This window comes from Pedobacter sp. MC2016-15, assembly GCF_026239695.1.
Taxonomy (GTDB): Bacteria; Bacteroidota; Bacteroidia; order Sphingobacteriales; family Sphingobacteriaceae; genus Pedobacter.
This window is the reverse complement of record NZ_JAPIVS010000004.1, coordinates 354,318-377,227: the sequence shown is the minus strand read 5'-3', so window position 1 is coordinate 377,227 and position 22,910 is coordinate 354,318. Positions and strand designations below refer to the sequence as shown.

Here is a 22,910-nt window from a genome sequence, read left to right as displayed (position 1 = left end):
ATAATTTTTCCTGATCTGATTCACTTAACCATTATTTCGAAACGACAACCCGTTTTCCTTGTATATGGAACTGTACCTTGCCCGTGAACTGCAGGATATTCAGGTTTTCTGAAAGACTTGCCTTTCTTGAGATCGTACCGCCAAACTGATCTTCCGGAATTGTCCCTCTGTACTCCACATCCACATCATACCATCTGGCCAGCACCCGCATGATCTGCTGGATACGATCAGCCTCAAATAGCAGTTCACCATCTTTCCATGATAAAATTTCAGCAGTTTCAACCTTTGTAACCGAGAATGTCTTACCCTGCAAAGCACATTGCTCACCCGGCGACAAGTACCGTACAGCATGATCTGCCGCTGCGACCACCTTCACCCTGCCCTCAAGGAGGGTAGTTTGCACTTCTGGTTCATCATCATAAGCATTGACATTGAAATGTGTGCCCAATACTTCTACGGTTTGTTTTTTACTGATCACCCTGAACGGTCTTTCTGCTTGGTGAGCTACCTCAAAATAGGCCTCGCCACTGAGTTCAACTGTGCGCTGATGTGCGGCAAAAACTACAGGATATCGTAACGAGGAGGCAGCATTCATCCATACCCTGGTTCCATCAGGCAGTACCAGACGCTGAAGTCCGGCACCGGATGGTACGAGAAGCGAATGATAAACTCCCTTATCCTGCCTTTGTGTCTTTTCATAAGCTAAAACCCCGGTATTGGATAAAATCATCCCGCCGCTCTCCTTACCGGCCGGCAAGCCCCTTGTGGCACTGTCCAATGTAATCTTCTTCCCATTTTCAAGAATCAGTACAGGGTACCTGGTTCCACTTGTTTTCACCAGCATCTGATCATTGGCATCATGGGATTTATTTTTTTGATACTGCGATAAAAACAATGCGAGTAAAGATAAGATGACAAGCACTGAGGCTGCCGCAACAATACGTGGCCAGAGAATTCCTGATTTTAGTTGATCATCGAGCCCAGCCCTTTTACGTGTACCCGCCCAGAGTTCCGCTGCAAGATGATCAAAATCATCAGCATCAGTTAATTTCCGTTGTTCAGATTCATGGAGATACCAGTTCTCGATTAGCGCCCTTTCTTTGGGACTGGCCGTTTGGTCAAGGTACCTGACAAGGAGTTTGTCTGCTTCTTCGTAATTCATACGCTCTGCTTTAGGGGATACTTAAAGGAAAAACACATGAAAATACCGCAGGGGGTATCGCTATAAAAAAAATCACTTCAGGAATGTAGCCAGAATCAGCATCGTTGCTGCGCCCCCTTTATCTTTAAGATTAGTACGAAGGGTTTTGAGTGATTTATGGATCTGCTTTTTAACCGTTTCCTCGGAGGTGCCTAAACTTTCAGCAATTTCCCTATGGCTGAGATGCTGCTTACGGCTCATCTCAAATACCTGACGCATCCTGGGTGGAAGGGCCTCAATTTCACGTTCTATCGCCGCCAGCAGATCCCGTTCTTCCAGGTAATGGAGGGTAACTTCACTGGCTTCAGTGGCAAATTCAGACAGAGAATTTAAATATTCCGTCCGGAATTTACGTTGCCGGATATTGTTTAACACCAGGTGACGGGCCGACACATACAAATATCCACCCAGATTTTGCTGCTCCGGAATTTTTTCGGCCCGTGTCCATAAGTTGCTAAAAAGTTCCTGCAGCAGATCTTTGGATTCTTCTTCATCCTGCAGCATCTTATAAATATGGCCATAGAGCAGGCGCCAGTAGCGACGGTAAATTTCCGTATACGCCAGCTGATCGCCTGATCTTAGAAGGTCAGCGAGTTCGGCATCATCATATGAAGTATAGGCCACCATAATAGAGCCGTAAATATATAGAATATTGCTTGCACTGCTCCTACCATATCGGCTTCAGGCCATAAACCTTCAGCTCTTTGACTTCGATATTATTTCCAAAGAATTTGAGACCTTCAGTATTACCTTGCTCCGGCTTGCGTTCCAAAGAATAAGAATATGCACCGCCGTCGATAAAGATCTCTATGGAAGTCCTGTCGATATAAATTTCAGCGGAGATTTCCATGCTGGTCATATCTTCCGGTGAATAGAAAACACGGTTTACAAGATTATAATTCATGTCATAGTCCAGCACCTTCTGCCCGGATAAACTGAGGCCGGCACTGGTAGCATGTGACAGTTTAATCCTGGTTTTGATGCGCAGTCCATCCTTGCTGCTGTACTCCTTTAGCTTTTCAGTGGCATCCTTCGCAGTCAGGTTTGTCCATTCGCCCAGGCTTTCAGATAACTGCTCTGTTTCCTTCACCGGCATACTGAACAGACGGGCTCCGTCCTTGGTATTTTTCAGTGTCAACACTGTTGGCAGCAGCATCATCCCATTGAAAGGCATCCCGGGATGGCCTACCCTGCCCCATCCGATCTGTATCCTTCGTCCGTCCGACTCAGGGATGTTGGTGAATGTCTGGGCGGCATAGATCGTTCCGTTCGAAAAGTAGTGCTTGCCAGACTCCGGTGTAAATTTCTTACCGTCAAAAGCGCCAATCATGTAGGTATTTGAGGCCCCGTACATCACCCATTTGGTTTTGGAGGCATCACCATCGACAGGCAGTTCAAAGAGGTCAGGACACTCCCAGAATCCTGTGGTATGGGATTGAAAAGTCCAGTCCTTCAGGTTTGCCGAATTGTAGATCGAGTGGCCATCACGTTCGTTCAGTACCATCACCCAATGTTTGCCGGGTTTGTACCAGAACACCCGCGGATCCCTGGTATCCACACTGTTCCATTTCGCTTTGGAATCGATGATCGGGTTTTTGCTGTATTTTGTCCAGGTACGTCCCTTATCCAGACTGTATGCCACACACTGCACCTGTTTGTCGTCTGAAGCCACAGTATATGTAGCTACCATTGCCGGTGTTTTTCCTTTGTTAAATCCTGCTGTATTCTCATAATCTATCACTGCAGAACCAGAGAACATCGTTCCGAGGTTATCCGGGCTCAGGGCTGTCGGCAGCTCCTCCCAGTGGATCATGTCCTTACTCACAGCATGTCCCCAGGACATGTTCTCCCACTCTTTTTCATAGGGGTTATGCTGGTAGAACAGATGATACTCCCCTTCATAAAAGATGAGTCCGTTCGGGTCATTGATCCATCCCCGCTTTGTGGTAAAATGAAACTGTGGTCTGTTCTTCTCCTTATACATCATCTTCTGACCTTCTATTTCATCATTCTGATAGATCTTTTTCAGTCCGGCCTCATCCCCGTCATAGCTGATGGTGATGGTCTTCCCCTTTAACGCCGTCACATCACAAAATACCCAGTATTCCGGTTCATCTTTCGCCAGTCTGATTTTGAAGGCACGCTCTTGCTTACCGCCCACAGCGAATTTCATTTCAGCTCTTGCCTGCGACTGCGCGATGGGCAGATTGAGGTAACGTTTGTTAATTTTAAGCACTATATCAGCTGCTGAAGCGCAAGTGAATGACGCCATTAGCATGCCGGTGCCCAGCATCATCTTGAAGGTAGTTTTCATATATAAGAAGAATTAGTGCATCGTCAGGTTAGAACCGATTTGTTCGAGCGTAGTGCCTTTTGTTTCAGGCATGATCCTCCATACAAAAAGCAGCTGCAGGATCATCATGGTCCCGAAGAAGAAAAACGTAACTGCGCCCCCCAGGCTTTCTGTGAGGTAGGGAAAGTAGAAAGCAATCAGCGCGGCCATGATCCAGTGTGTAGAACTACCCAGGGTTTGTCCTTTAGCACGGACCTGCGTAGGGAAGATTTCTGAAATAAATACCCATATAACCGCTCCCTGTGAAAAGGCGAAAAAAGCGATGAAGACCATGATAAATATCGGGATAGCCATGCTTCCCTGGATGTTGAAATAGAAAGTAAAACCTACGAGAAACAGGGAGATAATCAGCCCCACTGAGCCGATCAGCATGAGTACCCTCCGTCCTACACGGTCAATAAAATTGAGTGCCAGCAGCGTAAAAACAAAGTTGATAATTCCTATGCCTACCGTAGATAAAAGCGATGAATGCTTGCCTAATCCCGCCAGCTCAAAAATCCTTGGGGCATAATAGATGATGGCGTTGATACCAGAAACCTGGTTAAAAAACGCAAACAGCACTGCCAGCATGATCGGTACTTTGTACTGACCGGAGAACAAACCCGGTGATTTGACACCCTTGTCTGTACTGCTCAGCTGATCAGATTCCTGTATAGCACTCAGTTCTTCATTATAATTGGAAGGGTTGATAATTTTAAGGGTTTTCAGCGCTCCTTCAATATCTCCTTTTTTGAGGATCAGCCATCTCGGGCTCTCCGGAATAAACTTGATCAGGATCAGGAATACCAGCGAAGGTACCGCCTGTACCCCTAACATCCATCGCCAGGAATGCTCTCCGGTCTGGCTGAGCAGGTAGTTGGACAAATACGAGATCAATATCCCTAACACCACGTTAAACTGAAAGAGTCCTACCAGTTTCCCACGTTTATCTGCAGGAGAGACTTCGGATATGTAAATCGGTGCCGTCACAGATGAGGTCCCCACACCCAGACCACCTAGGAAACGGAAGGCAAGGAAAAGGTACCAGTTGTCTACAAGAGCCGTTCCCAGAGAAGATAATAAGTAAGCCGCGGCTACAAAGGCCAACGTGTATTTTCTGCCGAAGGCATCAGAAGGTCTGGATCCCAGCAGGGAGCCGAAAACCGTACCAATCAGGGCAATTGAAATTGTCAGTCCATGCTGAAATACGGAGAGGGACCAGTATTGCTGGATAGATTTCTCCGCACCAGAGATCACTGCGGTATCGAAACCAAAAAGGAAACCACCGAGCGCAACAACTATGGACCATGCCATAACAGAATTTGTTTTCATCTATTTATTTGGTTAGAAATTTTTGATCGCACAGTATACCCACACTGATGCTTGTGATTTAAATGTAATATCAAAATAATTAAAAACAAAGAAGATCACAAAAAATCGATTATTGTCTTTCTTTATTCAGATTCGGAAAGACCCGTTTCGAATCAGGGAGATTTCTGAATAAGTGCCATGGTGTTGTAATCACGAACCAGGTCACCCAAAATCTGAATACTGTTTCGGATCTCAGTAGTAAGTGGTGCTCCAAAACTAATACGGATAAAATTACTGAACCGCCCGTCGGTACTGAAAACCTGTCCGGGTGCAATACTGATATCCTTCTCCATCGCCATGCGGAACAGGCTGAAAGCATCAATACCAGCGTCCAGTTCTATCCACAGGACATATCCGCCCTGTGGCGCAGTGATGATAGTCCCCGGGGGAAAGGAATTGGCAGTTGCTTCCGTATAATGGAGGCATTGCATGTGAAGCATCTTACGTAGTTTGCGCAGGTGAAGGTCGTAACGGCCGGTCTCAAAGAAGTTCGCTACAGCGGCCTGCGTAGGTGTGGCAGAACTCACGGTATGCATCCGCTTCATGCGGAGCACTTCTTCTTTGAAACGACCAGGGATGCACCAGCCTACGCGGTACCCCGGAGCGAGCGACTTAGATACTGAAGAACATAACAATACCAGTCCTTCGGTATCAAAAGCCTTGCAGCTCAGGGGCCTTTTCCTGCCAAAGTACAGGTCGCCGTATATATCGTCTTCAATCAGTGGAATCTCCCTGGTTCTTAACAGCTCCACCAACTGCTGTTTCCTGGTATCTGATAGCAGCGCCCCGGTTGGATTGTTAAAGGAGGGCACAAAGAGGCAGGCTTTGATCGCTGTTGTTTCCATTACCTGCTCCAGATAACCGATATCAAGGCCATCTGTGGGATGTACAGGTATCTCCAGGACTTTCAGGTCGAGACTCAGCATGACATTGAATATCCCAAAGTATGTCGGACTGTCAATCGCAACGGTATCACCGGGTTTGGTCAGTGCCCGCAGACAAAATATCAACGCCTCCATACAGCCATGGGTGGTCACTATATCATCAGGAACGATGGCACAGCCCCAATTGATGCTATGTTTAGCAATCTGCCTGCGCAGAGCGATATTCCCCTGCAGCACTTCATAATGGCCGTTTCCGGAAGTGCTTTTCCGCAATGATTCCATCATCGACTTATTAAGTTTTGCTACAGGCATCAGCTCTGCTGAAGGCAAAGCCTGCGACAGCCGGATCATGTGCTCGTTGGGGATGTGTCTGAAAACGGTAGCGATCATCTCATCCACATTCACTGGCGTGGTATCCGGCAGCATCACCTGGCAGGGCAATGATTGCCGTGTCTCCTGATATCTTTTCCTGACAAAATAACCCGAGCGCGTTCGCGCTTCAATCAGTCCTTTATTCTCCAGTTCAACGTAAACTTTATAGGCTGTACTAAGGCTCACACCTTGTTCCCGGCTCAGCATTCTTACAGAAGGAAGTTTATCCCCGGGAGACAAAACACCCTCGCTTACCTGCTGTTCAAACCTCGCTGCAATCTGTTCGTATAAAAATTGATCTTCCATCTGTTATGGTCAAAAATAAAAAATCTGCATCTGTTTTTGTATGCCATAGATGGATTTCTTTGTAGAAAAAAAGCTATGCAAGCTCATCCTTTTACGCCCGCACAAATTGAGCAGTTCAGAAATGATACACCTGGTGCTGCTCACATCGTTCACCTCAATAATGCTGGTGCTTCCCTGCCGGTATCCTCAGTGGTAGATACCGTAATCCAATACTTACAGGAAGAAGCGTTAACCGGAGGTTACGAAGCTGAAGCGAAATACAAGCAGGAACTAGCCGATACCTATACGCTGATTGGCAGGTTGATCAACGCCGATCCTGAAGAGATTGCCCTCGTAGAAAATGCCAGTACCGGCTGGTGCATCGCCTTTCATGGTATTGATTTTAAACCGGGAGACGAAATACTGATCTCGGAGCTGGAATACGTGACTAACATGATCGGTTTTTTGAATGCCGAAAAATTGTACGGGGTAAAGATGGTGGTGATACCGAATGATGAACAGGGTAATTTTTCGTTGAAGCAGCTGGAGGCCGCGATCAATCCCAAAACTAAGTTGATTGCCGTTACGCATGTCGCCTCAACAACCGGTGGTCTGCTGCCTGCAGAGGCCATTGGGCGGATTGCTGCCCGGCACAAGGTCATGTACCTGCTGGATGCATGCCAGAGTGTAGGACAAATGCCTGTAGATGTAGAAGCAATCGGCTGCGACTTCCTGTCTGTAACCGGACGGAAATACCTGCGTGCACCACGTGGAACAGGATTTTTATATGTGAAACAGCAAGTGCAGGACAAACTGAAAACGCTGTTCATCGACGGGCATTCGATCAAAAGTATAAGCGAAAATGATTATCAGCCATTGGGCGATGCCAAACGTTTTGAGTTCTATGAGAAAAATAGGGCGTTAACATTAGGGCTTTCTAAAGCCGTATCCTATGCCCTGGATCTTGGTATTGATCAGATTTGGGAACGTATCAGTCACCTGGCTGCTTTGCTCCGCAGTAAACTTGGAGAAATTGCTGGAGTACAGCTTCATGATACCGGTGATCAGCTTTGCGGTATTGTCACTTTTTCTTTGAGCGGGGTTAACTGCCAGCAGGTAAAAGAACGGCTTGCAGAAGAGCATATCAATGTCTCCGTGGGATTAGCCAAATCAACTTTGTTATACATGAACAAACATCAGCTGCAAAACGTAGTGAGGGCTTCCGTACATTATTACAACACTGAAGCAGAGCTGGATATGTTATGCGCTGAGATCAAAACACTCATGTAAGCATGCATGGTAAAATGATAACAAAATCCCTTTTCAATCCAATAATATAAAATAATACCAATGCAACACTGTTGCGTTGGTATTATTTTATATACCTTTGATTTCAAATTTTGGAAATGAAAAGAATACCTGTTACTGTCTTAAGTGGTTTTTTAGGAAGTGGTAAAACCACCCTGCTCAACCACGTCCTCAATAATAAATCAGGACTCAAAGTAGCTGTCATCGTCAATGACATGAGCGAAGTAAACATAGATGCCAGACTGGTTGAGAGTCAGGGTGGCTTATCGCGAACTGATGAGAAGCTCGTTGAAATGAGCAATGGATGTATCTGCTGCACATTGCGTGAAGACCTGATGATTGAAGTGAAAAAATTAGCTGCAGAAAACCGTTTCGATTATATTTTGATCGAAAGCAGCGGCATTTCGGAACCTATACCTGTTGCGCAAACCTTTTCTTTTGTAGACCAGGTACAAGATATAGATCTTTCCCGGTTCAGCTATATCGATACCATGGTTACGGTGATTGATGCTTATAACTTTTACAGCGACTTCGGTACTGCAGAAAGGCTGACAGACAGAAATCTCACCAATATCGACGGAGATGACCGCACGATCGTCAATTTGATTACAGATCAGATTGAGTTTGCCAATGTGATCATATTGAACAAGACTGATTTGGTTGCTCCCGGGGATCTGAAGCTCATTCATGCCCTGCTCAGAAAACTCAATCCGGATGCCCGGATTATTGAAAGTTCCTTCTCTAAAGTTGATCCTGCTGCAATTCTAAATACAGCGATGTTCGATTATGAGGCGGCTTCAGCTTCGGCCGGCTGGATCAAGGAGCTGAACAACATTCACACTCCTGAAACTGAAGAATACGGTATCAATTCCATGGTCTTCAGAGATAGCAGGCCATTTCACCCGGTCAGGTTTATGAAATTTCTGCAAGAAGATTTTCCTTCCAATATTATCAGGTCTAAAGGATTGTACTGGCAGGCCGACCGCCCTGAGCAGGCTATGAATTTGTCGCAGGCCGGCGGATCATCACGTCTGGAAAGTGCAGGCGTATGGTGGTCCAGCATGTCCTATCACGAGAGAATTGCCTACGAGGATTTTGCAGAGAACCAAGAACTGATTGAATCAAAGTGGCACCCGCAATTTGGCGACCGGCAAAATGAATTGGTTTTTATAGGTCATCATCTGGATTGCGATCTGCTCAAAGCACAACTTATTCAATGTTTATTAGATGAGACTGAAATTGGAGACTATCTAAATGGAAATTTCAAAGTCACTCCTATATAAGTGTACGTGGATCGGATACCCACGTACACTATAGTTTTAGAAGTTATAATAGAAGTTCAGGTTAGCTGTTGTACCGATACCTCTTACATATTCTGCGTCAACAGCACGGTACTGAGTCACTACAGGATAATACGATTTGTTAAATAGATTCTCTACGCCGAGTGCTGTGGAGAATTTACTGCTAAACTTATAGTTAGCTGCAAGATTAAACAGATGAATAGATGTCACTGGCCCTTCACTGTTGGCATACAAGCCGTTAGTTCTCACATCAAAGCGGTCCCTGCTTCCGGTGTAAACCCAGAAAAGTTTCAAATCAAAAGCACTGGTCGGACGGTAGCCCAGATAGCCTGTAGCTTTTGGTGGAGCGATACGCAAACCGTTCAGGTATGCTTTATTGCCATTACTCTGCTCAGATTTACCTTCAACATAGGCATAACTTCCTCCAACAGTCCATTGCTGAGTCAGCAGCAGGTCGGCAGTAAGTTCGTAACCGTGAATATTTTCAGGCTCCCTTTGGGCAACCAGCACGCCACTTCCATTATCAACCAGGTTAGCACCCAGATTAGAGGTACTTTTATAATATGCTGCGGTAAAGTTAAGCTTGCCAATTGTAGTACTGAATCCAGCCTCATAATTGTTGGTAATAATAGGATCGGTAGAGATACTTTCCAGGTTGGTACTCGTCGCGCTGCGTAAGATACGGCCCAGTTCATTGATGGCAAATCCCTGTGAGAAACTCACAAAAGGGTTAAAGAAATCATATTTATTGTAGCGTAATCCCGCGTTGAAGGTAGTAGCATTGTAAGGAATTTTACCCCCTGTAACTGCGATACTGCCCTGATTGTCTGGTCCGCGGGCAATGGTATTGTAATCTTTCACTTTTACCCTGGCATTCTCATAACGGATACCCGCCTTCAGGATGAAATTGCTGAGCAGATCCAGTTTCATCTGCGCGTAAGGTGCAAGGTTTACCATGTTCATATCCGGAATATATACACGTCCGTCGGTCAGAATCTGGTTCGTGCGGTCGTTAAGCAGGTCCAGCCCGTAGGTCACCTCCCCCTCACCCAGCGTACCCATTTTCCATGGGGTATTCAGTGTTAAGCGTACCCCCTTTTTAAACGACTGGATCTTGGTTTGTCCAGGTCCGTACCAGGCTGTCCCCTGGGCTACATAACGGTTCATAGAGATAAAGCCATTATAATAAGCTGACAGATCCAGATTTGTATTTAAAGGCAATGCCTTGTTATGGTAGGTCACCAGCACATTGTGGTTGTATGGAGTTCCTGCAGGCTCTCCCGGATCTTCACCCTTCTGACCAACAGAAGGATTTACACCATATTTACCAATCACATTTACATAGTCGCTGTTTTGCGTGCTACGGAAAAGATTGTAAGATGCTGTTACATCACTGTTATCGTCAATATGGTAGCCCAGCTTTACAAAAGCATTGGTGAGTGAGTTCTCTCCAAGACCGTCAGGCTGTGCGTTCACTTTGCCTTTGGCATCACGTTGCACACCGGTATAGTTGTAGGTACCGTTCACCACGTAAGAAAAACGATTTAATGTTCCTGCAAAAGATTGCGATACACGGTAGCCCAAAGTTTGATTGGGATGTGCCAGATTACCGCTCAGCCCTACGCTTGAGGTTCCTGAAAAAGCCCTGTCGACCGCCGGTTTTTTGGTTATGAAATTGATGATACCACCTGCCGAGCCGTTCCCGTAGATGGATGTAGCACCCTTGATCACCTCAATTCTTTCGATTACTGCGGGATCAATCGTACGGATATCGCGGCTACCGTTCATCAATGGCGTGGATTGTGGGATCCCGTCTACCAGTACAAGCACTTGACGACCACGAAGTGTTTGTCCGGAGTTGGTGGCTTTATTGGTGGCTGTTCCCAAACCCGGAACCAGGTTACCCAGGATAGAAGCTACAGAAGGATTGACGTTGATCTGCTCCGCCACCTGGCGCTGGTTCAGGATCGTCACCGAAGAGGGAACGTCTCTGATGCTTTCTGCCTTACGTCCTGCAGTGACAACCACTTCGGAAAGTGCGTTTTTCTCCTGCAACTGCAGTGAAAGGTCAGTTGTCTCACCCGCCGTCAGCATAATTTCCTTGCTGATCGTCTGGTAACCTACGATGCTCACCGTAAATTGGTGTTTGCCGGCAGTAAGTCCTGCGAAGCTGAAGCGTCCTTCTTCATCAGTATGGCCGTTTGCACCACCTGAAATCAAAATAGTTGCATGTGAAAGCACTTGCCCGGATGCATCAGTAATCACACCAGTAACGGTAGCAGTCCCTGAATCTTGAGCGGCTGAAGAGTTAGGGGATACAAAGAATAATATTGAAGTGAGGATTAGAATCCGGGAGAGCTTGCTTAAAAGCAGTGTTCGTCCCGCCTGAATGGCTGAAGTATAAAGTTGCATATCTAATGATGAGTAATTCGGGGACTAATATAACTTATTTAGATCAATTCCAAGTAGTAGACTATTAAAATATTTAAGCTTGTCCTAATAATTTATCGTCAGGCTTCCTTGTAATTCGTCAATCATTCGTCAAAAAACTTCATAAGCAAATCATAGATTTTGTTATACCATATCAAACGCTACCTTTGAAACATACCACTTAGTATGTAATGAAGAAATCTGAAGAAACTCGATTGAGCATTCTTAAAAATGCTGCACAACACATGTACATAAAAGGATATCAGGCCACGAGCATTGACGATATCCTATCTTCTATGCAAGTGACAAAAGGCGCCTTTTTTTATCATTTTAAAAATAAGGAAGAGATGGCACTGGCTATCCTTAGGGAACTGATGCATCCAATGATGAAATCGATGATGGTCGTTCCTCTGAATTATTCTGAAGATCCGGTTAAAGATATTGTGATCATGATGAAATCTTTGTTGGGCGACCGCGTGAATTTTGATCCAAGATATGGCTGCCCATTGGTCAACCTGATCGAAGAAATGACACCCTTGAGTGAGCCTTTTAGCCAGGCTTTACAAATGCTGACCCTCGCCTGGATAGATGCTATTGCTGATTGCCTGAAACGGGGGCAATTACGTGGGAAAGTCAGGCAAGAACTGAATACCAAAGATGCTGCAACCTATATTGTGGGGGCCTATGCTGGTGCCAGAAATATGGGTAAAATGTTTGGTCCGGCTTCATATCAGAGCTTTTTAACGCAGTTCATCCATTACACAGAAACGTTAAGCTAAAAAAATTTACCCATAAACATACCAGTTAGTATCTTATTTAATTATGTTTTTAATTCTACTTTTTCTTCACTCTCTTTTCCGTTGGCTGGTATTGATCAGTCTGATTTATACCATCATATTTTTTGCAAGCAAATACATACGAAAATTGCCTTTTACAAATTCGGATAACCGGATCAGACACTGGACCGCAACTATCGCCCATTTGCAATTGCTCATTGGTATGGCGATTTACTTCAAAAGCCCGGTTGTTTCGTATTTCAGGTCGCCTGAAAAGAAGCTTATTTCCGGCATAAACGACTTTTCTTTTTATGGTTTGATTCATATTTCAATGATGATTACCGCAATCGTCATTATTACCCTGGGGTCTGCATTCTCTAAAAGGGAGGATAATGAGCAGAAGAAGTTTTTCCTGGTCGTCATCTGTTATGGAATTGCCTTACTGATCATTCTGTGTGCTATTCCATGGCCTTTTTCTCCACTCGCACAAAGGCCTTTTTTCCGAAATCTTTAAATAAATACATATGATGAAGCTATTCTCAACAAATATTGGCCGTCTGCGATTGATCGGGTTTCTGGAAGGTCTATCTCTGCTTGTACTGCTGTGTGTAGGGCTGCCGTTAAAGTATGGATACAATGATCCTTCCCTTGTCCAGGCACTGGGACCCATTCATGGTGCGTTATTCCTGCTATTTGTAATCAACACCATCAGTGTAGCGATACAAGAAAAATGGAAAATGAGTGATACCCTCAAAGTGCTGGTTTCATGTCTTCTTCCACTGGGGACATTTATTGCCGATCATTTTATACTCAGGCCTGCGTATAATGCTACAGTTCCAAAACATTCTAACAAAGTTTCCTAAATTCGTACCACGATGATCAACTACGACCAAAAACAATTCAGACCGATCCGGAACTCAGATAACGGCGAAACCTCAGGAGATACCATATTCCACTACCAGCAACAGGGAAACATCCTTACTGCAGTATATTCAGGAGGACAAATTAAAAGCGGGCAGCTCATCGGATTGGTAGATGAGCAGGGAAATATTGATATGCGTTATCATCAGGTCAACCTGAAAGCTGAGCTCATGACAGGCAAATGCAGGTCTACACCAGAGATTCTGCCGAACGGTAAGATACGTTTACACGAAGTTTGGGAATGGACATCCGGCGACCTTTCACATGGTGAATCTGTGATCGAAGAAATATAATACACAAAAGGGCACCCTACCTTACCATTGCCTTCCGGAGAATCTCCATCAGTTCCTGTTTCAATGCCAGCGGCTCCATGATATCTGCAACATCAATGAACTTCAAAAACCAGCGTACAAAAGCAGTTGGATGCACCGTGCAATTGAAATACATCATTACATGATCGCCAGTTTTTTCTTCTTTATAAAATCCGTAGCTGTCGCGATCCCAGAACAGGAAATGCGCTGTTTTCAGGTCTGCCCTGACCCTGATCGGGATGGCCGGCATAATATTGAGATCCTCACGTAGCTCCCGCAGCGCCGGATGTTTGCGGGTGAAAGGAGTACCGGTTAAGGTCGACTGCCTGATCCTGTCCAGCCTGAAACTACGGTAATCGTGGCGCAGAAGGCAGAACGCCAGTACATACCAAAAGTCTTTTTCGTAGTATAATCCCACAGGTTCAATCTCGCGGACTTTGGTATCCTTATCGCTGCTTTTATGGTAGCTGATTTTAACAATGTCCTGACCTGAGATACTGCTGAGCAGGGTATTGATGATGTCTGGCAGATAGTTAGCAGCTTCAGTTTCCGGGTTCACCAATAGCTTATCATCCAGATGCTGTAAAGTCACTTTCTGCTGACCATGCAGGGAGCTCTTCACTTTTACCAGTACAGATTCAAAATGTTGTTTGATAAATTTTGTCTGGTGCTGCTGCATCATCTTTTCTGCAATCAGCAGGCTCAGTACTTCCTCATGGGTAAACCTGGAGGGCTGGATGCGGAAGCCTTCGGATATGGAATATCCTGAACCATCGTGATAAGTCACCGGCACTCCCGCAGCTTCCAGAGCTTTCAGATCCCTGTAGATGGTTCTCTTACTCGTTTCAAACCTCGACTGCAGCTCAGTGATATTGACTATAGCTTTGGACTGCAACAGAAAGAACAGTTGTAGTATACGGTCAAAGCGTTTGCTGATATCCATCCCTAGACGTTCTGGGCAATCCTTTTCCTGATTCCTTTTTCCTTTAACATCTCCGCAATCTGGTTTACCATATGAATGGAGGCTTCGATCTCGTCTTTCCTGATCGCCACGCTTTCTATATTGAAACCAAAAGGAAGGCAATGCTCCGTACAAAAGGAGATTAACTCAGCGGCGATGTCCAGACATACCTGCACTGATTTTTCGAGCATGTTTTCTGAACTTTCAAGCTCTGCTTTCAGCTCATCTGGCACATGGATACCCAGCCACTCCATAAAATGCAGGGTTCTTAATGAACCACAGGCCGTTAACGTAAAGATGATTGTGGGTGGAACGCTGCCCTGACTTTTGCAAGCTGCGCAAATATCCACCACCACTTTCTTCGCATAACCCACGTTGAAAACACATTGCGAGATAAAGTAAGAAACCCCTTCTGCCGCCTTGTCCAGGATACGCTTGTCCTCATCTTTAAGCACAGCATGCCTCTCCGGGATGGTCACGGCTCCGATTACCGACTCATGTTCATGTTTACGCCATAACTGGTACGCCTCTGGCAAACTCGTTTTGACCTTAAAATCCGGCGCAGGCACACCTACAAAAACGGGGTAAAAGCTTTGCTCGCCCAGTGCAGCCAGCCATGCTGAAAGTTCTTCCCTGCTGTACTTGCCTGCCGGACGGTAGATGATCTTCGGGATTTCCAGTGCTGACAGATAGCTGCCCGCAAATTTGAAGGGATCCAGCGCATTGATAAAAGGAAATGGCCTTTCAACTGAGGTGCGCGCAGATTCATCCTGTACATCGTACACAATCAAAGCATCAATATCCAGAGGGATCAGCCTTGCGATGGTCCGTTCTGCAATCTCCGCAATTCTTTCCGGACTGGTTTCCGATTTTGGAGGGGTAATCCCGTACATCAAAATCCCCGACTCCCCCGATTTTATTTTATCTATGAACATAAGGCAACAATATATAAATTTTGTAAACAAGGGCAAGCGATAATTTTTATCTGCCTGCCCTCAGAGGTATTAAATCAACCTTCTACTTTGATTTGTTCGCGCGCTTGCTTCGCCGCAGCAACCATATTCTCCAGGGCAGCTTTAGTCTCCGGCCACTTCCGTGTTTTAAGTCCGCAATCCGGGTTCACCCACAGGTTGCGCGCCGGAAGCAGATCGGCCGCTTTCGCTAAGAGCGATGCCATTTCTGCTGTACCCGGTACCCGCGGGGAATGGATATCATATACCCCCGGACCAATTTCATTGGGATACTCAAAATGCGCAAAGGCCTGTAGCAGCTCCATTTGTGATCGCGATGTCTCAATGGTAATTACATCGGCATCCATAGCCGCAATATGTTCGATGATATGATTGAACTCACTGTAACACATATGGGTGTGAATCTGGGTTTTATCCTGCACACCACCAGCCGTAATCCGGAAAGCTTTTACTGCCCAATCCAGGTAATGCGGATGTTTTGCTTTCCTCAGCGGTAACCCTTCGCGGATAGCAGCTTCATCAATCTGTATAATGGCTATTCCTGCTTTTTCCAGCGCCAGCACTTCGTCACGAATCGCGAAGGCGATCTGGTTAGTGGTAATCTCACGCGGCTGATCGTCACGCACAAAGGACCACTGCAGGATCGTTACCGGTCCCGTCAACATCCCTTTCATCGGCTTTGCCGTTTGTGCGGCAGCAAAAGAGCTCCAGCGCACGGTCATGTTGCGCGGGCGACTCACATCACCATAAATTACCGGTGGTTTCACACAGCGGCTGCCATAACTTTGTACCCAGCCGTTTTTCGTAAACAGGAAGCCATCCAGCTGTTCCCCAAAGTACTCCACCATGTCATTACGCTCAAATTCGCCATGTACCAGCACATCCAGGCCAATCTCTTCCTGCCAGCGGATCGTCTCTATTGTCGCCTGCTCTATGGCTTGCTCATACTGTTCAAAGCTGAGATCGCCTTTTTTATACCTGGCACGCAACTGGCGGATATCATCCGTTTGCGGAAAGGAACCAATTGTAGTTGTTGGAAATGCCGGCAAGTTAAATCGTTCATGGTGCAAACGCTGACGCAGTGGGAAGGCACTATGGCGACTGGCATCCGCATCGCTGATTGCAGCAATACGTTTTTTTACTTCCTCTTTATGCACTTTTTTTGAAGAACGACGGCTTTCAATTGCACTTTGGTTAATTGCCAGTAGATCAGTATTTCCCTCTGCAATCTGACGAAGCTCATCAATCTCAGTCAGTTTTTGTTTGGCAAAAGCCATCCAGTTTCTGATCTCCGGATCGATAGCTGTTTCCAGTTCCAAATCAATCGGGCTGTGCAGCAGAGAGCAGGATGGGGCAATAATCACACGATCGGCACCCAGCTTCTCTACAGCCTTGCTGATCAGCCCGAGGGATTTTTCGTAATCGTTTTTCCAGACGTTGCGTCCGTCTACCACACCTATTGACAGCTTCAGGTTATCGGGGATCAATGCAAGTACTTCATCCAGCTGCTCTGGGGCACGTACCAGATCCACGTGGAGCGCATGTACAGGAAGAGAAACCGCAAGCAGGCTGTTATCGAGCAGTGCTTCAAAGTATGTGGCAATAAGTAACTTGACGCCACTTACACGATTTGCAATTGCACGATAAGCGTATTCAAATGCTTCTTTTTCTTTCTTTGAAAGATCGAGCGACAAACATGGCTCGTCCAGCTGGATCCACACTGCGCCTTGTAGCCTCAACCTATTGATGACGGCCACATATACAGGTACCAGTTTTTTGATAAGATCGATGCGTTCAAAACCCTCTTCCTTCTCTTTTCCCAGTAACAGATAACTCACCGGTCCCAGGAGCACAGGTTTCGCCTTTTTGCCCAGCTGTTGCTGTGCTGTATTATACTCACTGAAAATGTTTTCGCTGAAGATATCAAACTCCTGATCTGCAGTAAACTCCGGCACGATATAGTGATAGTTGGTATCCAGCCACTTGGTCATTTCCATTGCTGTAATGTCCAGGCCGTCCTTCTGATAGCCACGGGCCATAGCAAAATAAAGGTCGATCTCTGTGTTCGTTTTGATGGCCGACAAAACCGGTGAATACCGCTTAGGGACGTTGCCCAGCAATAAGCTGGTGTCCAGTACCTGGTCATAAAAACTAAAGTCGTTACAAGGGATCAGATCGATACCTGCATCCAGCTGGCTCTGCCAGTTTTGTTCTTTAATGGTTCGAGCAACATTGTTGAGTTCTGCAAAGTCAATTTTGCCAGCCCAGTATTGTTCGCATGCTTTTTTCAATTGTCTGTGGCTTCCAATCCTTGGGTAGCCGAGGTTTTGTGTCAACATTTCTTTCAACTTTTTAACTGGCATAAAGATACATTTGAAGATTATATAACTTTATAAAAGCTAAAAATCAGATAAATAATGCTGTTAAATCAAAATCTAAAGCATAATATGCTTTTAAAAGATTAATATTGCTGGCTGAAAAGAAGAATATTCTATGAACGACTTAGACGAAACGGATTTACTGCTGCTGAAGATCCTGGCCAACAACTCAAACCACACCAACAAAGAACTCGCGGCGATGGTAAATCTCTCCCCCTCACCTGTTTTTGAACGCATGAAAAGACTGGAGAGCAACGGCTTTATCAAAAAGTATATCGCCATTCTGGATGCAGAGAAATTTAACCAGGGTTTTATTGTTTTCTGCAATATCAAGCTGAAACAGCATGATAAAAAGATAGGCCACCAGTTTGTAGAAGATATCCTCGGTATTGATGAGGTGGTGGAATGTTATAATATCTCGGGGGATTACGACTTTATACTAAAAGTATATGCCAAGGACATGAAGCACTATCAGGATTTCGTCTTTAACAAACTGGGCTCTGTAGAAAGTATAGGCAGTACGCACAGCACTTTTGTCATGGCCGAAATCAAAAACACGCACAACATTAGTTTCTAAAAGAACAACGGCCGGGGGATGAACCACCGGCCGTTCAAATATCAATTAATAACCTGGGTTATTGGGCAATAAGGAAGGATCTATCAGGATCTGATCCTGTGGCACTGGTAAAATAAGCTTATTCGGATCAGTGATATTGAACACCGCAGCTGCACGTCCTGTACGTACCAGGTCAAACCAGCGGTGAGGCTCCAGTGCAAACTCAATCCGGCGCTCATTTTCTATCGCCAGCAGCACTTCAGCTTTTGTGAGCGCAGGCGTTACACCTAAACCAGCCCTGCTGCGTACCGCATCCAGATCGGCACGTGCTGCCAGCAGCTGTGCGGCGCTACCCTGTTCGGCACGTGCCTCTGCACGGATCAGGTACAGCTCCGCAATACGGATCACGAAACTCGGATCTGTAGCCGGCGATCGGTAGTACAGATTACCATACCAGCGTCCCTGGATATCCCGGGCAACCAGCACATTCCTGTTACCCCCTACCAGAGGGTTGTTTACCAGCGCTACAAAAGCATCATTGGGAGCCCACTGGCGCGTTCCGCCGTTTTCCTGTGGCTGCCACTGGTTACGGTGAGCATTCGTTTCCGTAGCACTGTAGAAAATCTCAAATACAGACTCCTGTGTACCACGTGCGTTGCCCGCGAAGAAAGCACTATACGGTTTCAGCAGAGAATAGTTATTGTCTGTAATCAGCCTGGTGGCAAATGCTTCTGCCTGTGCCCAGTCTTTATTGTAAAGGTAATATCTCGCTTTTAAAGCATATACCGTTTTGCGCGTGGCGCGATAGCGGTCGGTAGTCTCCGGCAGTAAAGGCTCTGCAGCATTCAGGTCGCTCAGTGCCTGCGCATACACTTCAGCTACCGGGCGACGGCCGAGGCCCCTGTTATCGGCAGGACTCTGTGTAGGTGTGGTAATGATCGGCGCTCCCCCCCAGGTTCTTGCCAGATCAAAGTAAGCCAGGCCGCGGATAAAATACGCTTCGCCGATAATCTGGTTTTTCTGTGCCTGTGTAAAAGTAGCATCATTCACATCAGGTACTCTGGCAATCACATTATTTGCCCGGCTTATCGTTTGATAAATTGCGATCCAGGCACCACTGATCGTGGCATTTCCTGAACTCACATTGTGGTTGATAAATTCCTGCACCTGCGACTGTGAGCCTGTCCACTGGATATTGTCGCCGGACAGGTAGCCGATTGATTGAAAGGTTGTACCATAATACCCTCCTGAGCCCAGGGATGAGTATACCCCATTGAGCGCAGTCTGAGCAGAAGTTTTATCAAAGATCGTCTGGTCGTCAGAGATCGATGCTCTGGGCTCCACTTCGAGAAACTTCTTGCATGACGTCAGTGCCAGGGTTGATAAGAGAAAATATATAAAGTTAATGCGTGTCATAATAGTTATAAAGTTACGTTCAGGCCAATTTGAATAGTTCTTGGTTGCGGCGGGGTACCTAAATCTATCCCCTGCTCGTTCTGTGCGCTGCTGGCACTTGATTCAGGATCAAGACCAGTGTATTTGGTCACTGTGAAGAGGTTGGTACCAATGGCGTAAATACGCAGGTTCTCCAGACCTACCTTTCTCGATATCTTTTTAGAAAAAGTATAACCTGCTGTTAAAGAGCGCAGACGCAGGAATGAGCCGTTCTCCAGCCATCTGCCTCCACCATCTTTGTAGTTGTTATTGTTGATACCATCCGGACGAGGGGTGTCAGTGATATCCCCCGGCTGCTGCCACCTGTCTACGTTGCTCGCAAAGATGATCCTTGCGGCATCCCTGGCACCACCGCCTTCACCAAAGAAACGGTTGTGGTTGTACACCTTGTTGCCATATGAAAAGGCCATGAACACGTTAAGATCAATGTTTTTGTACGTAAAGTTGTTGGTTAATCCTCCAAAAAACTTCGGCCAGATGCTGCCCAGAATCTGACGGTCGTCTGCCGTGATCTTGCCGTCTTTGTTATAATCTTCATAAATCACGTTACCCGTTTGCGGGTCTACGCCCAGCTCTTTATATACCCAGAAAGAGTACAAAGGACTACCCTGCTGCTGCAGAATCAGGTCGCGGCTGCCAAACTTCACTGGCTGGTCCAGTTTCTCAATTTTGTTTTTGTTTTGAGAAACGTTGAAGCTGCTGCTCCAGTTAAAATCTTTGGTTTTAACATTTACAGAGCTCAGGGCAATCTCAAATCCGCGGTTGCTGATCTCAATGCCGTTGTCAAAGTAGCTGGATAGTCCCTGCGTAGCGGCAAGAGGTCTCTGGATGATACCATCAGTAGTGTATTTGCGGTAGTAATTAAACTCAAAGGTCAGCCTGTTATTAAAGAAGGCCGCATCCAGTCCCAGGTTTAACTGTGAGGTCTGCTCCCAGCCTAGTGAAGGGTTAGAAATCTGCTGGGGCGCAGTACCCGGATTTCCCTGATAAGGCGATCCACCTGCCCAGAGACCAAGCGAAGCAAAATCGCCCGCCCCGTTCTGGCTTCCTGTAATACCATAACTGGTACGCAGTTTCAGGTCATCAATAAAACCTGCATCTTTCAGGAAATCCTCTCTTTTGATATTCCATGCGGCACCAATACCAGGAAAGTATCCCCATCTCTTATCCGGGCCAAAGGCCGATGAACCATCAGCGCGCAGACTGACATCCAGTAAATACTTATCAGCGAAATTATAATCAAGCTTGGTGAAAAATGAAGCCAGGTTTCTCTTCGACCAGCTTTCTGAACCTGTAGTCACGGCAGCAGAAGAAATCAGCTTATAGGAGTTATTGGCAAATCCTGTACCCTGTGCATAATTCCGCGAGTACGAGGTACTTTGCACCGTATTACCCACTAAAACGCCAAAGCTGTGGTTCGTATTGATCTTTTTGCGGTACGTAATGGTTTGCTCGTTCAGTAACGTTGTACGCTGACCAACGGATGAGGTTGCCAGGCCATTTGGTGAACCGGATAGCAGGAAAGTGTTCCAGTATTCTGATTCATTATAGTTATTGTAGTCGGCACTTACACTCGATCTGAACTTCAATCCCGGAAGGATGTCTGCTTCCGCATATAGGTTACCGATATAACGTAAGCTTGTAGAGTTCACATCATAGTTATCTAATAATAAGGTGACGTTATCAAATCCTGCGCGGCCAACCAGTACACCCTGGTCATTGTAGGGCGAAAGATATGTTGGGGTATGCAGCGCAGCTTGTAACAATCCGCCGGCAGGGCCGTCACCCGCGCGACCTTCATTACGGTAGCTGCGCGCAAAGGTGTTGCTGATTCCCAGCGTTACTTTGTCCGTTACCTTCTGGTCAAAATTGGCTTTAAAACTCGCCCTGTCGTAAGAGATCGGCTTGAGGATAGACTCCTGTTTATTGTAACCACCGGCGAAATAATAGCGCGAACCGTTGTTTCCGCCACCGATAGAGACATCATAGTTCTGCAGGTTCGCCGTACGGAAAACCTGGCTCAGGCGATCGTAAGTCTGCTGCTGCTCAGGTAAGCCCCTGCCACCTTCAGTCGTTGGTCGGAATGGCCTGGTGGCAAATGTGCCGCCAGTATTTACCCAGTTTTCGTTTACCAGCTGGGCATGCTGCTCACCGGTAGTTAAGTCCCACAGTTTTTCGGCCTTTGCCCATCCCTGCGAAAGGTTGAAGTCTATTTTAGGCTTCTGGTTAAACTTTCCGCGTTTGGTGGTAATGATGATGGCCCCATTGGCGGCACGTACACCATATAAAACTGTAGCCTCAGCATCCTTCAATACAGAAATACTTTCTATATCGCTGGGGTTGATATCTGCTATCGGCGATGTTGCCTTTCCACCGGTACTGTAGGTTTGTAAACTTCCGTTCTCAATAAATACCCCGTCAATAATGTACAGCGGGTTGTTGTTACCGTTCATACTGGTGGCACCGCGCAAACGAACATTGATCGTTTCGCCGGGTACCCCCGTATTGGTGTTGATCTGCAGACCCGCAACTTTACCCTGTAGCTGTGATTCAAAACTTCCGCCGGGGATCGCTTTCACATCATCCAGTTTTACTTTCGCTACCGAACCAATCAGGTCCTTCTTTTCCTGAGTGCCATAAGCCACCACCAATACTTCGCCCAGTTCCCTGGTTTGAGAGACCAGCGGGATATCAATATTTTCTGAGGTAGCGTTAATTTCCAGTCTGTCGTAACCAATATAATTGATGATCAAAGTATAAGGAAATTTTTGTCCGGTAGTAAACTCGAAGCGTCCATCTCCGTCTGTAGTTACCTGGTGGGTGGTGCCTTTGATTTGTACAGATGCCCCTGGCAGTGGATCTTTGGTTCTGGAATCAAACAGGCGGCCACTGAGTTTAGAGTTGATGATAGGCCGCTGTGTTTGTGCCGATGTGATTCCCGGCAGCAGGATCAGAAGGTAGAGCAGAAATCCCGTCAGGATATGGCTGCTGAGCCTGTTTTTCGACCCGGAATGATAGCCAGGTTTCGTTCGGTTTGGGGCATAGGAATGCCCACTTAAATCATGCGTAAAAGTGTAGTTCATAAAAAATCAGGTTA

The 22,910-nt window shown here is 46.2% G+C and carries 18 protein-coding genes; 7 read left to right on the top strand and 11 right to left on the bottom strand.

The features are described 5' to 3' along the window. Nucleotides 1-31: 31 nt before the first annotated feature. The 5 genes from OQY15_RS14315 to OQY15_RS14295 all read right to left on the bottom strand — a co-directional run bounded on the left by OQY15_RS14315 (nucleotide 32) and on the right by OQY15_RS14295 (nucleotide 6,466). Nucleotides 32-1,162: a FecR family protein gene (locus OQY15_RS14315; protein WP_265792467.1), complete on the bottom strand. Its 1,131-nt coding sequence runs from the start codon at nucleotides 1,160-1,162 to the stop codon at nucleotides 32-34. Between the two features lie 72 nt (nucleotides 1,163-1,234). Further along, nucleotides 1,235-1,828, bottom strand: a complete 594-nt coding sequence (locus OQY15_RS14310; protein ID WP_265792466.1) for an RNA polymerase sigma-70 factor — start codon at nucleotides 1,826-1,828, stop codon at nucleotides 1,235-1,237. A gap of 40 nt (nucleotides 1,829-1,868) precedes the next feature. Then, nucleotides 1,869-3,515: a DUF4980 domain-containing protein gene (locus tag OQY15_RS14305; protein ID WP_265792465.1), complete on the bottom strand. Its 1,647-nt coding sequence runs from the start codon at nucleotides 3,513-3,515 to the stop codon at nucleotides 1,869-1,871. A gap of 12 nt (nucleotides 3,516-3,527) precedes the next feature. Next, nucleotides 3,528-4,847, bottom strand: a complete 1,320-nt coding sequence (locus OQY15_RS14300; protein WP_265792464.1) for a sugar porter family MFS transporter — start codon at nucleotides 4,845-4,847, stop codon at nucleotides 3,528-3,530. A 170-nt stretch (nucleotides 4,848-5,017) separates the two neighbouring features. Beyond that, the gene (locus tag OQY15_RS14295) at nucleotides 5,018-6,466 is read right to left on the bottom strand and encodes a PLP-dependent aminotransferase family protein (protein WP_265792463.1); all 1,449 of its coding nucleotides are present in this window, start codon (nucleotides 6,464-6,466) and stop codon (nucleotides 5,018-5,020) included. Nucleotides 6,467-6,541: 75 nt separating this feature from the next. On the opposite strand from OQY15_RS14295, the gene OQY15_RS14290 reads away from it, so the two are divergent. Together OQY15_RS14290 and OQY15_RS14285 are read left to right on the top strand one after the other, a co-directional pair. Beyond that, on the top strand, nucleotides 6,542-7,735 hold the full coding sequence (locus OQY15_RS14290; RefSeq protein WP_265792462.1) for an aminotransferase class V-fold PLP-dependent enzyme: 1,194 nt from the start codon (nucleotides 6,542-6,544) through the stop codon (nucleotides 7,733-7,735). Between the two features lie 116 nt (nucleotides 7,736-7,851). Further along, on the top strand, nucleotides 7,852-9,036 hold the full coding sequence (locus OQY15_RS14285) for a GTP-binding protein (RefSeq protein WP_265792461.1): 1,185 nt from the start codon (nucleotides 7,852-7,854) through the stop codon (nucleotides 9,034-9,036). A 36-nt stretch (nucleotides 9,037-9,072) separates the two neighbouring features. On the opposite strand, the gene OQY15_RS14280 is transcribed toward OQY15_RS14285, so the two are convergent. Then, nucleotides 9,073-11,466, bottom strand: coding sequence for a TonB-dependent receptor (locus tag OQY15_RS14280; RefSeq protein WP_265792460.1), 2,394 nt, complete (start codon nucleotides 11,464-11,466; stop codon nucleotides 9,073-9,075). Between the two features lie 209 nt (nucleotides 11,467-11,675). Between OQY15_RS14280 and OQY15_RS14275 the strand changes: the two genes are divergently transcribed. The 4 genes from OQY15_RS14275 (at nucleotide 11,676) to OQY15_RS14260 (ending at nucleotide 13,474) form a co-directional block, all read left to right on the top strand. Then, entirely contained in the window at nucleotides 11,676-12,263 is a 588-nt protein-coding gene (locus tag OQY15_RS14275) for a TetR/AcrR family transcriptional regulator (RefSeq protein WP_265792459.1), read from the top strand. Nucleotides 12,264-12,408: 145 nt separating this feature from the next. Continuing rightward, a complete protein-coding gene (locus tag OQY15_RS14270) occupies nucleotides 12,409-12,774 on the top strand; it encodes a hypothetical protein (protein ID WP_265792458.1) in 366 nt (121 codons plus the stop codon). Between the two features lie 10 nt (nucleotides 12,775-12,784). Further along, nucleotides 12,785-13,123 carry a DUF3817 domain-containing protein gene (locus tag OQY15_RS14265; RefSeq protein ID WP_265792457.1) on the top strand — a complete coding sequence of 113 codons (339 nt, stop codon included), beginning with the start codon at nucleotides 12,785-12,787 and terminating at the stop codon, nucleotides 13,121-13,123. Nucleotides 13,124-13,135: 12 nt separating this feature from the next. Next, nucleotides 13,136-13,474 (top strand): n-acetylglutamate synthase, encoded by a 339-nt coding sequence (locus OQY15_RS14260; protein WP_265792456.1) that lies wholly within the window; start codon nucleotides 13,136-13,138, stop codon nucleotides 13,472-13,474. 16 nt (nucleotides 13,475-13,490) lie between these two features. Here OQY15_RS14260 and OQY15_RS14255 read toward each other — a convergent pair whose 3' ends face one another. The 3 genes from OQY15_RS14255 to metE form a co-directional block, all read right to left on the bottom strand. Then, entirely contained in the window at nucleotides 13,491-14,435 is a 945-nt protein-coding gene (locus OQY15_RS14255; RefSeq protein ID WP_265792454.1) for a YafY family protein, read from the bottom strand. A 2-nt stretch (nucleotides 14,436-14,437) separates the two neighbouring features. Then, nucleotides 14,438-15,388, bottom strand: coding sequence for a hypothetical protein (locus OQY15_RS14250; RefSeq protein WP_265792453.1), 951 nt, complete (start codon nucleotides 15,386-15,388; stop codon nucleotides 14,438-14,440). 74 nt (nucleotides 15,389-15,462) lie between these two features. After that, nucleotides 15,463-17,763: a 5-methyltetrahydropteroyltriglutamate--homocysteine S-methyltransferase gene (metE, locus tag OQY15_RS14245; RefSeq protein ID WP_265792662.1), complete on the bottom strand. Its 2,301-nt coding sequence runs from the start codon at nucleotides 17,761-17,763 to the stop codon at nucleotides 15,463-15,465. Between the two features lie 154 nt (nucleotides 17,764-17,917). Between metE and OQY15_RS14240 the strand changes: the two genes are divergently transcribed. Continuing rightward, nucleotides 17,918-18,379, top strand: coding sequence for an Lrp/AsnC family transcriptional regulator (locus OQY15_RS14240; protein WP_265792452.1), 462 nt, complete (start codon nucleotides 17,918-17,920; stop codon nucleotides 18,377-18,379). 45 nt (nucleotides 18,380-18,424) lie between these two features. Here OQY15_RS14240 and OQY15_RS14235 read toward each other — a convergent pair whose 3' ends face one another. Continuing rightward, nucleotides 18,425-19,774, bottom strand: coding sequence for a RagB/SusD family nutrient uptake outer membrane protein (locus tag OQY15_RS14235; protein WP_265792451.1), 1,350 nt, complete (start codon nucleotides 19,772-19,774; stop codon nucleotides 18,425-18,427). A gap of 5 nt (nucleotides 19,775-19,779) precedes the next feature. Then, entirely contained in the window at nucleotides 19,780-22,896 is a 3,117-nt protein-coding gene (locus OQY15_RS14230; protein WP_265792449.1) for a TonB-dependent receptor, read from the bottom strand. Nucleotides 22,897-22,910: the final 14 nt, after the last annotated feature.

What these genes read in the sequence shown, in the direction of transcription:
- OQY15_RS14260 (WP_265792456.1), top strand. Translation starts at nt 13,136, where the DNA reads ATGATCAACTACGACCAAAAACAATTCAGACCGATCCGGAACTCAGAT.
- metE (WP_265792662.1), bottom strand. Translation starts at nt 17,763, where the DNA reads ATGTTGACACAAAACCTCGGCTACCCAAGGATTGGAAGCCACAGACAA.
- OQY15_RS14315 (WP_265792467.1), bottom strand. Translation starts at nt 1,162, where the DNA reads ATGAATTACGAAGAAGCAGACAAACTCCTTGTCAGGTACCTTGACCAA.
- OQY15_RS14300 (WP_265792464.1), bottom strand. Translation starts at nt 4,847, where the DNA reads ATGGCATGGTCCATAGTTGTTGCGCTCGGTGGTTTCCTTTTTGGTTTC.
- OQY15_RS14310 (WP_265792466.1), bottom strand. Translation starts at nt 1,828, where the DNA reads ATGGTGGCCTATACTTCATATGATGATGCCGAACTCGCTGACCTTCTA.
- OQY15_RS14295 (WP_265792463.1), bottom strand. Translation starts at nt 6,466, where the DNA reads ATGGAAGATCAATTTTTATACGAACAGATTGCAGCGAGGTTTGAACAG.
- OQY15_RS14290 (WP_265792462.1), top strand. Translation starts at nt 6,542, where the DNA reads ATGCAAGCTCATCCTTTTACGCCCGCACAAATTGAGCAGTTCAGAAAT.
- OQY15_RS14275 (WP_265792459.1), top strand. Translation starts at nt 11,676, where the DNA reads ATGAAGAAATCTGAAGAAACTCGATTGAGCATTCTTAAAAATGCTGCA.
- OQY15_RS14235 (WP_265792451.1), bottom strand. Translation starts at nt 19,774, where the DNA reads ATGACACGCATTAACTTTATATATTTTCTCTTATCAACCCTGGCACTG.
- OQY15_RS14255 (WP_265792454.1), bottom strand. Translation starts at nt 14,435, where the DNA reads ATGGATATCAGCAAACGCTTTGACCGTATACTACAACTGTTCTTTCTG.
- OQY15_RS14280 (WP_265792460.1), bottom strand. Translation starts at nt 11,466, where the DNA reads ATGCAACTTTATACTTCAGCCATTCAGGCGGGACGAACACTGCTTTTA.
- OQY15_RS14265 (WP_265792457.1), top strand. Translation starts at nt 12,785, where the DNA reads ATGATGAAGCTATTCTCAACAAATATTGGCCGTCTGCGATTGATCGGG.
- OQY15_RS14285 (WP_265792461.1), top strand. Translation starts at nt 7,852, where the DNA reads ATGAAAAGAATACCTGTTACTGTCTTAAGTGGTTTTTTAGGAAGTGGT.
- OQY15_RS14305 (WP_265792465.1), bottom strand. Translation starts at nt 3,515, where the DNA reads ATGAAAACTACCTTCAAGATGATGCTGGGCACCGGCATGCTAATGGCG.
- OQY15_RS14250 (WP_265792453.1), bottom strand. Translation starts at nt 15,388, where the DNA reads ATGTTCATAGATAAAATAAAATCGGGGGAGTCGGGGATTTTGATGTAC.
- OQY15_RS14240 (WP_265792452.1), top strand. Translation starts at nt 17,918, where the DNA reads ATGAACGACTTAGACGAAACGGATTTACTGCTGCTGAAGATCCTGGCC.
- OQY15_RS14230 (WP_265792449.1), bottom strand. Translation starts at nt 22,896, where the DNA reads ATGAACTACACTTTTACGCATGATTTAAGTGGGCATTCCTATGCCCCA.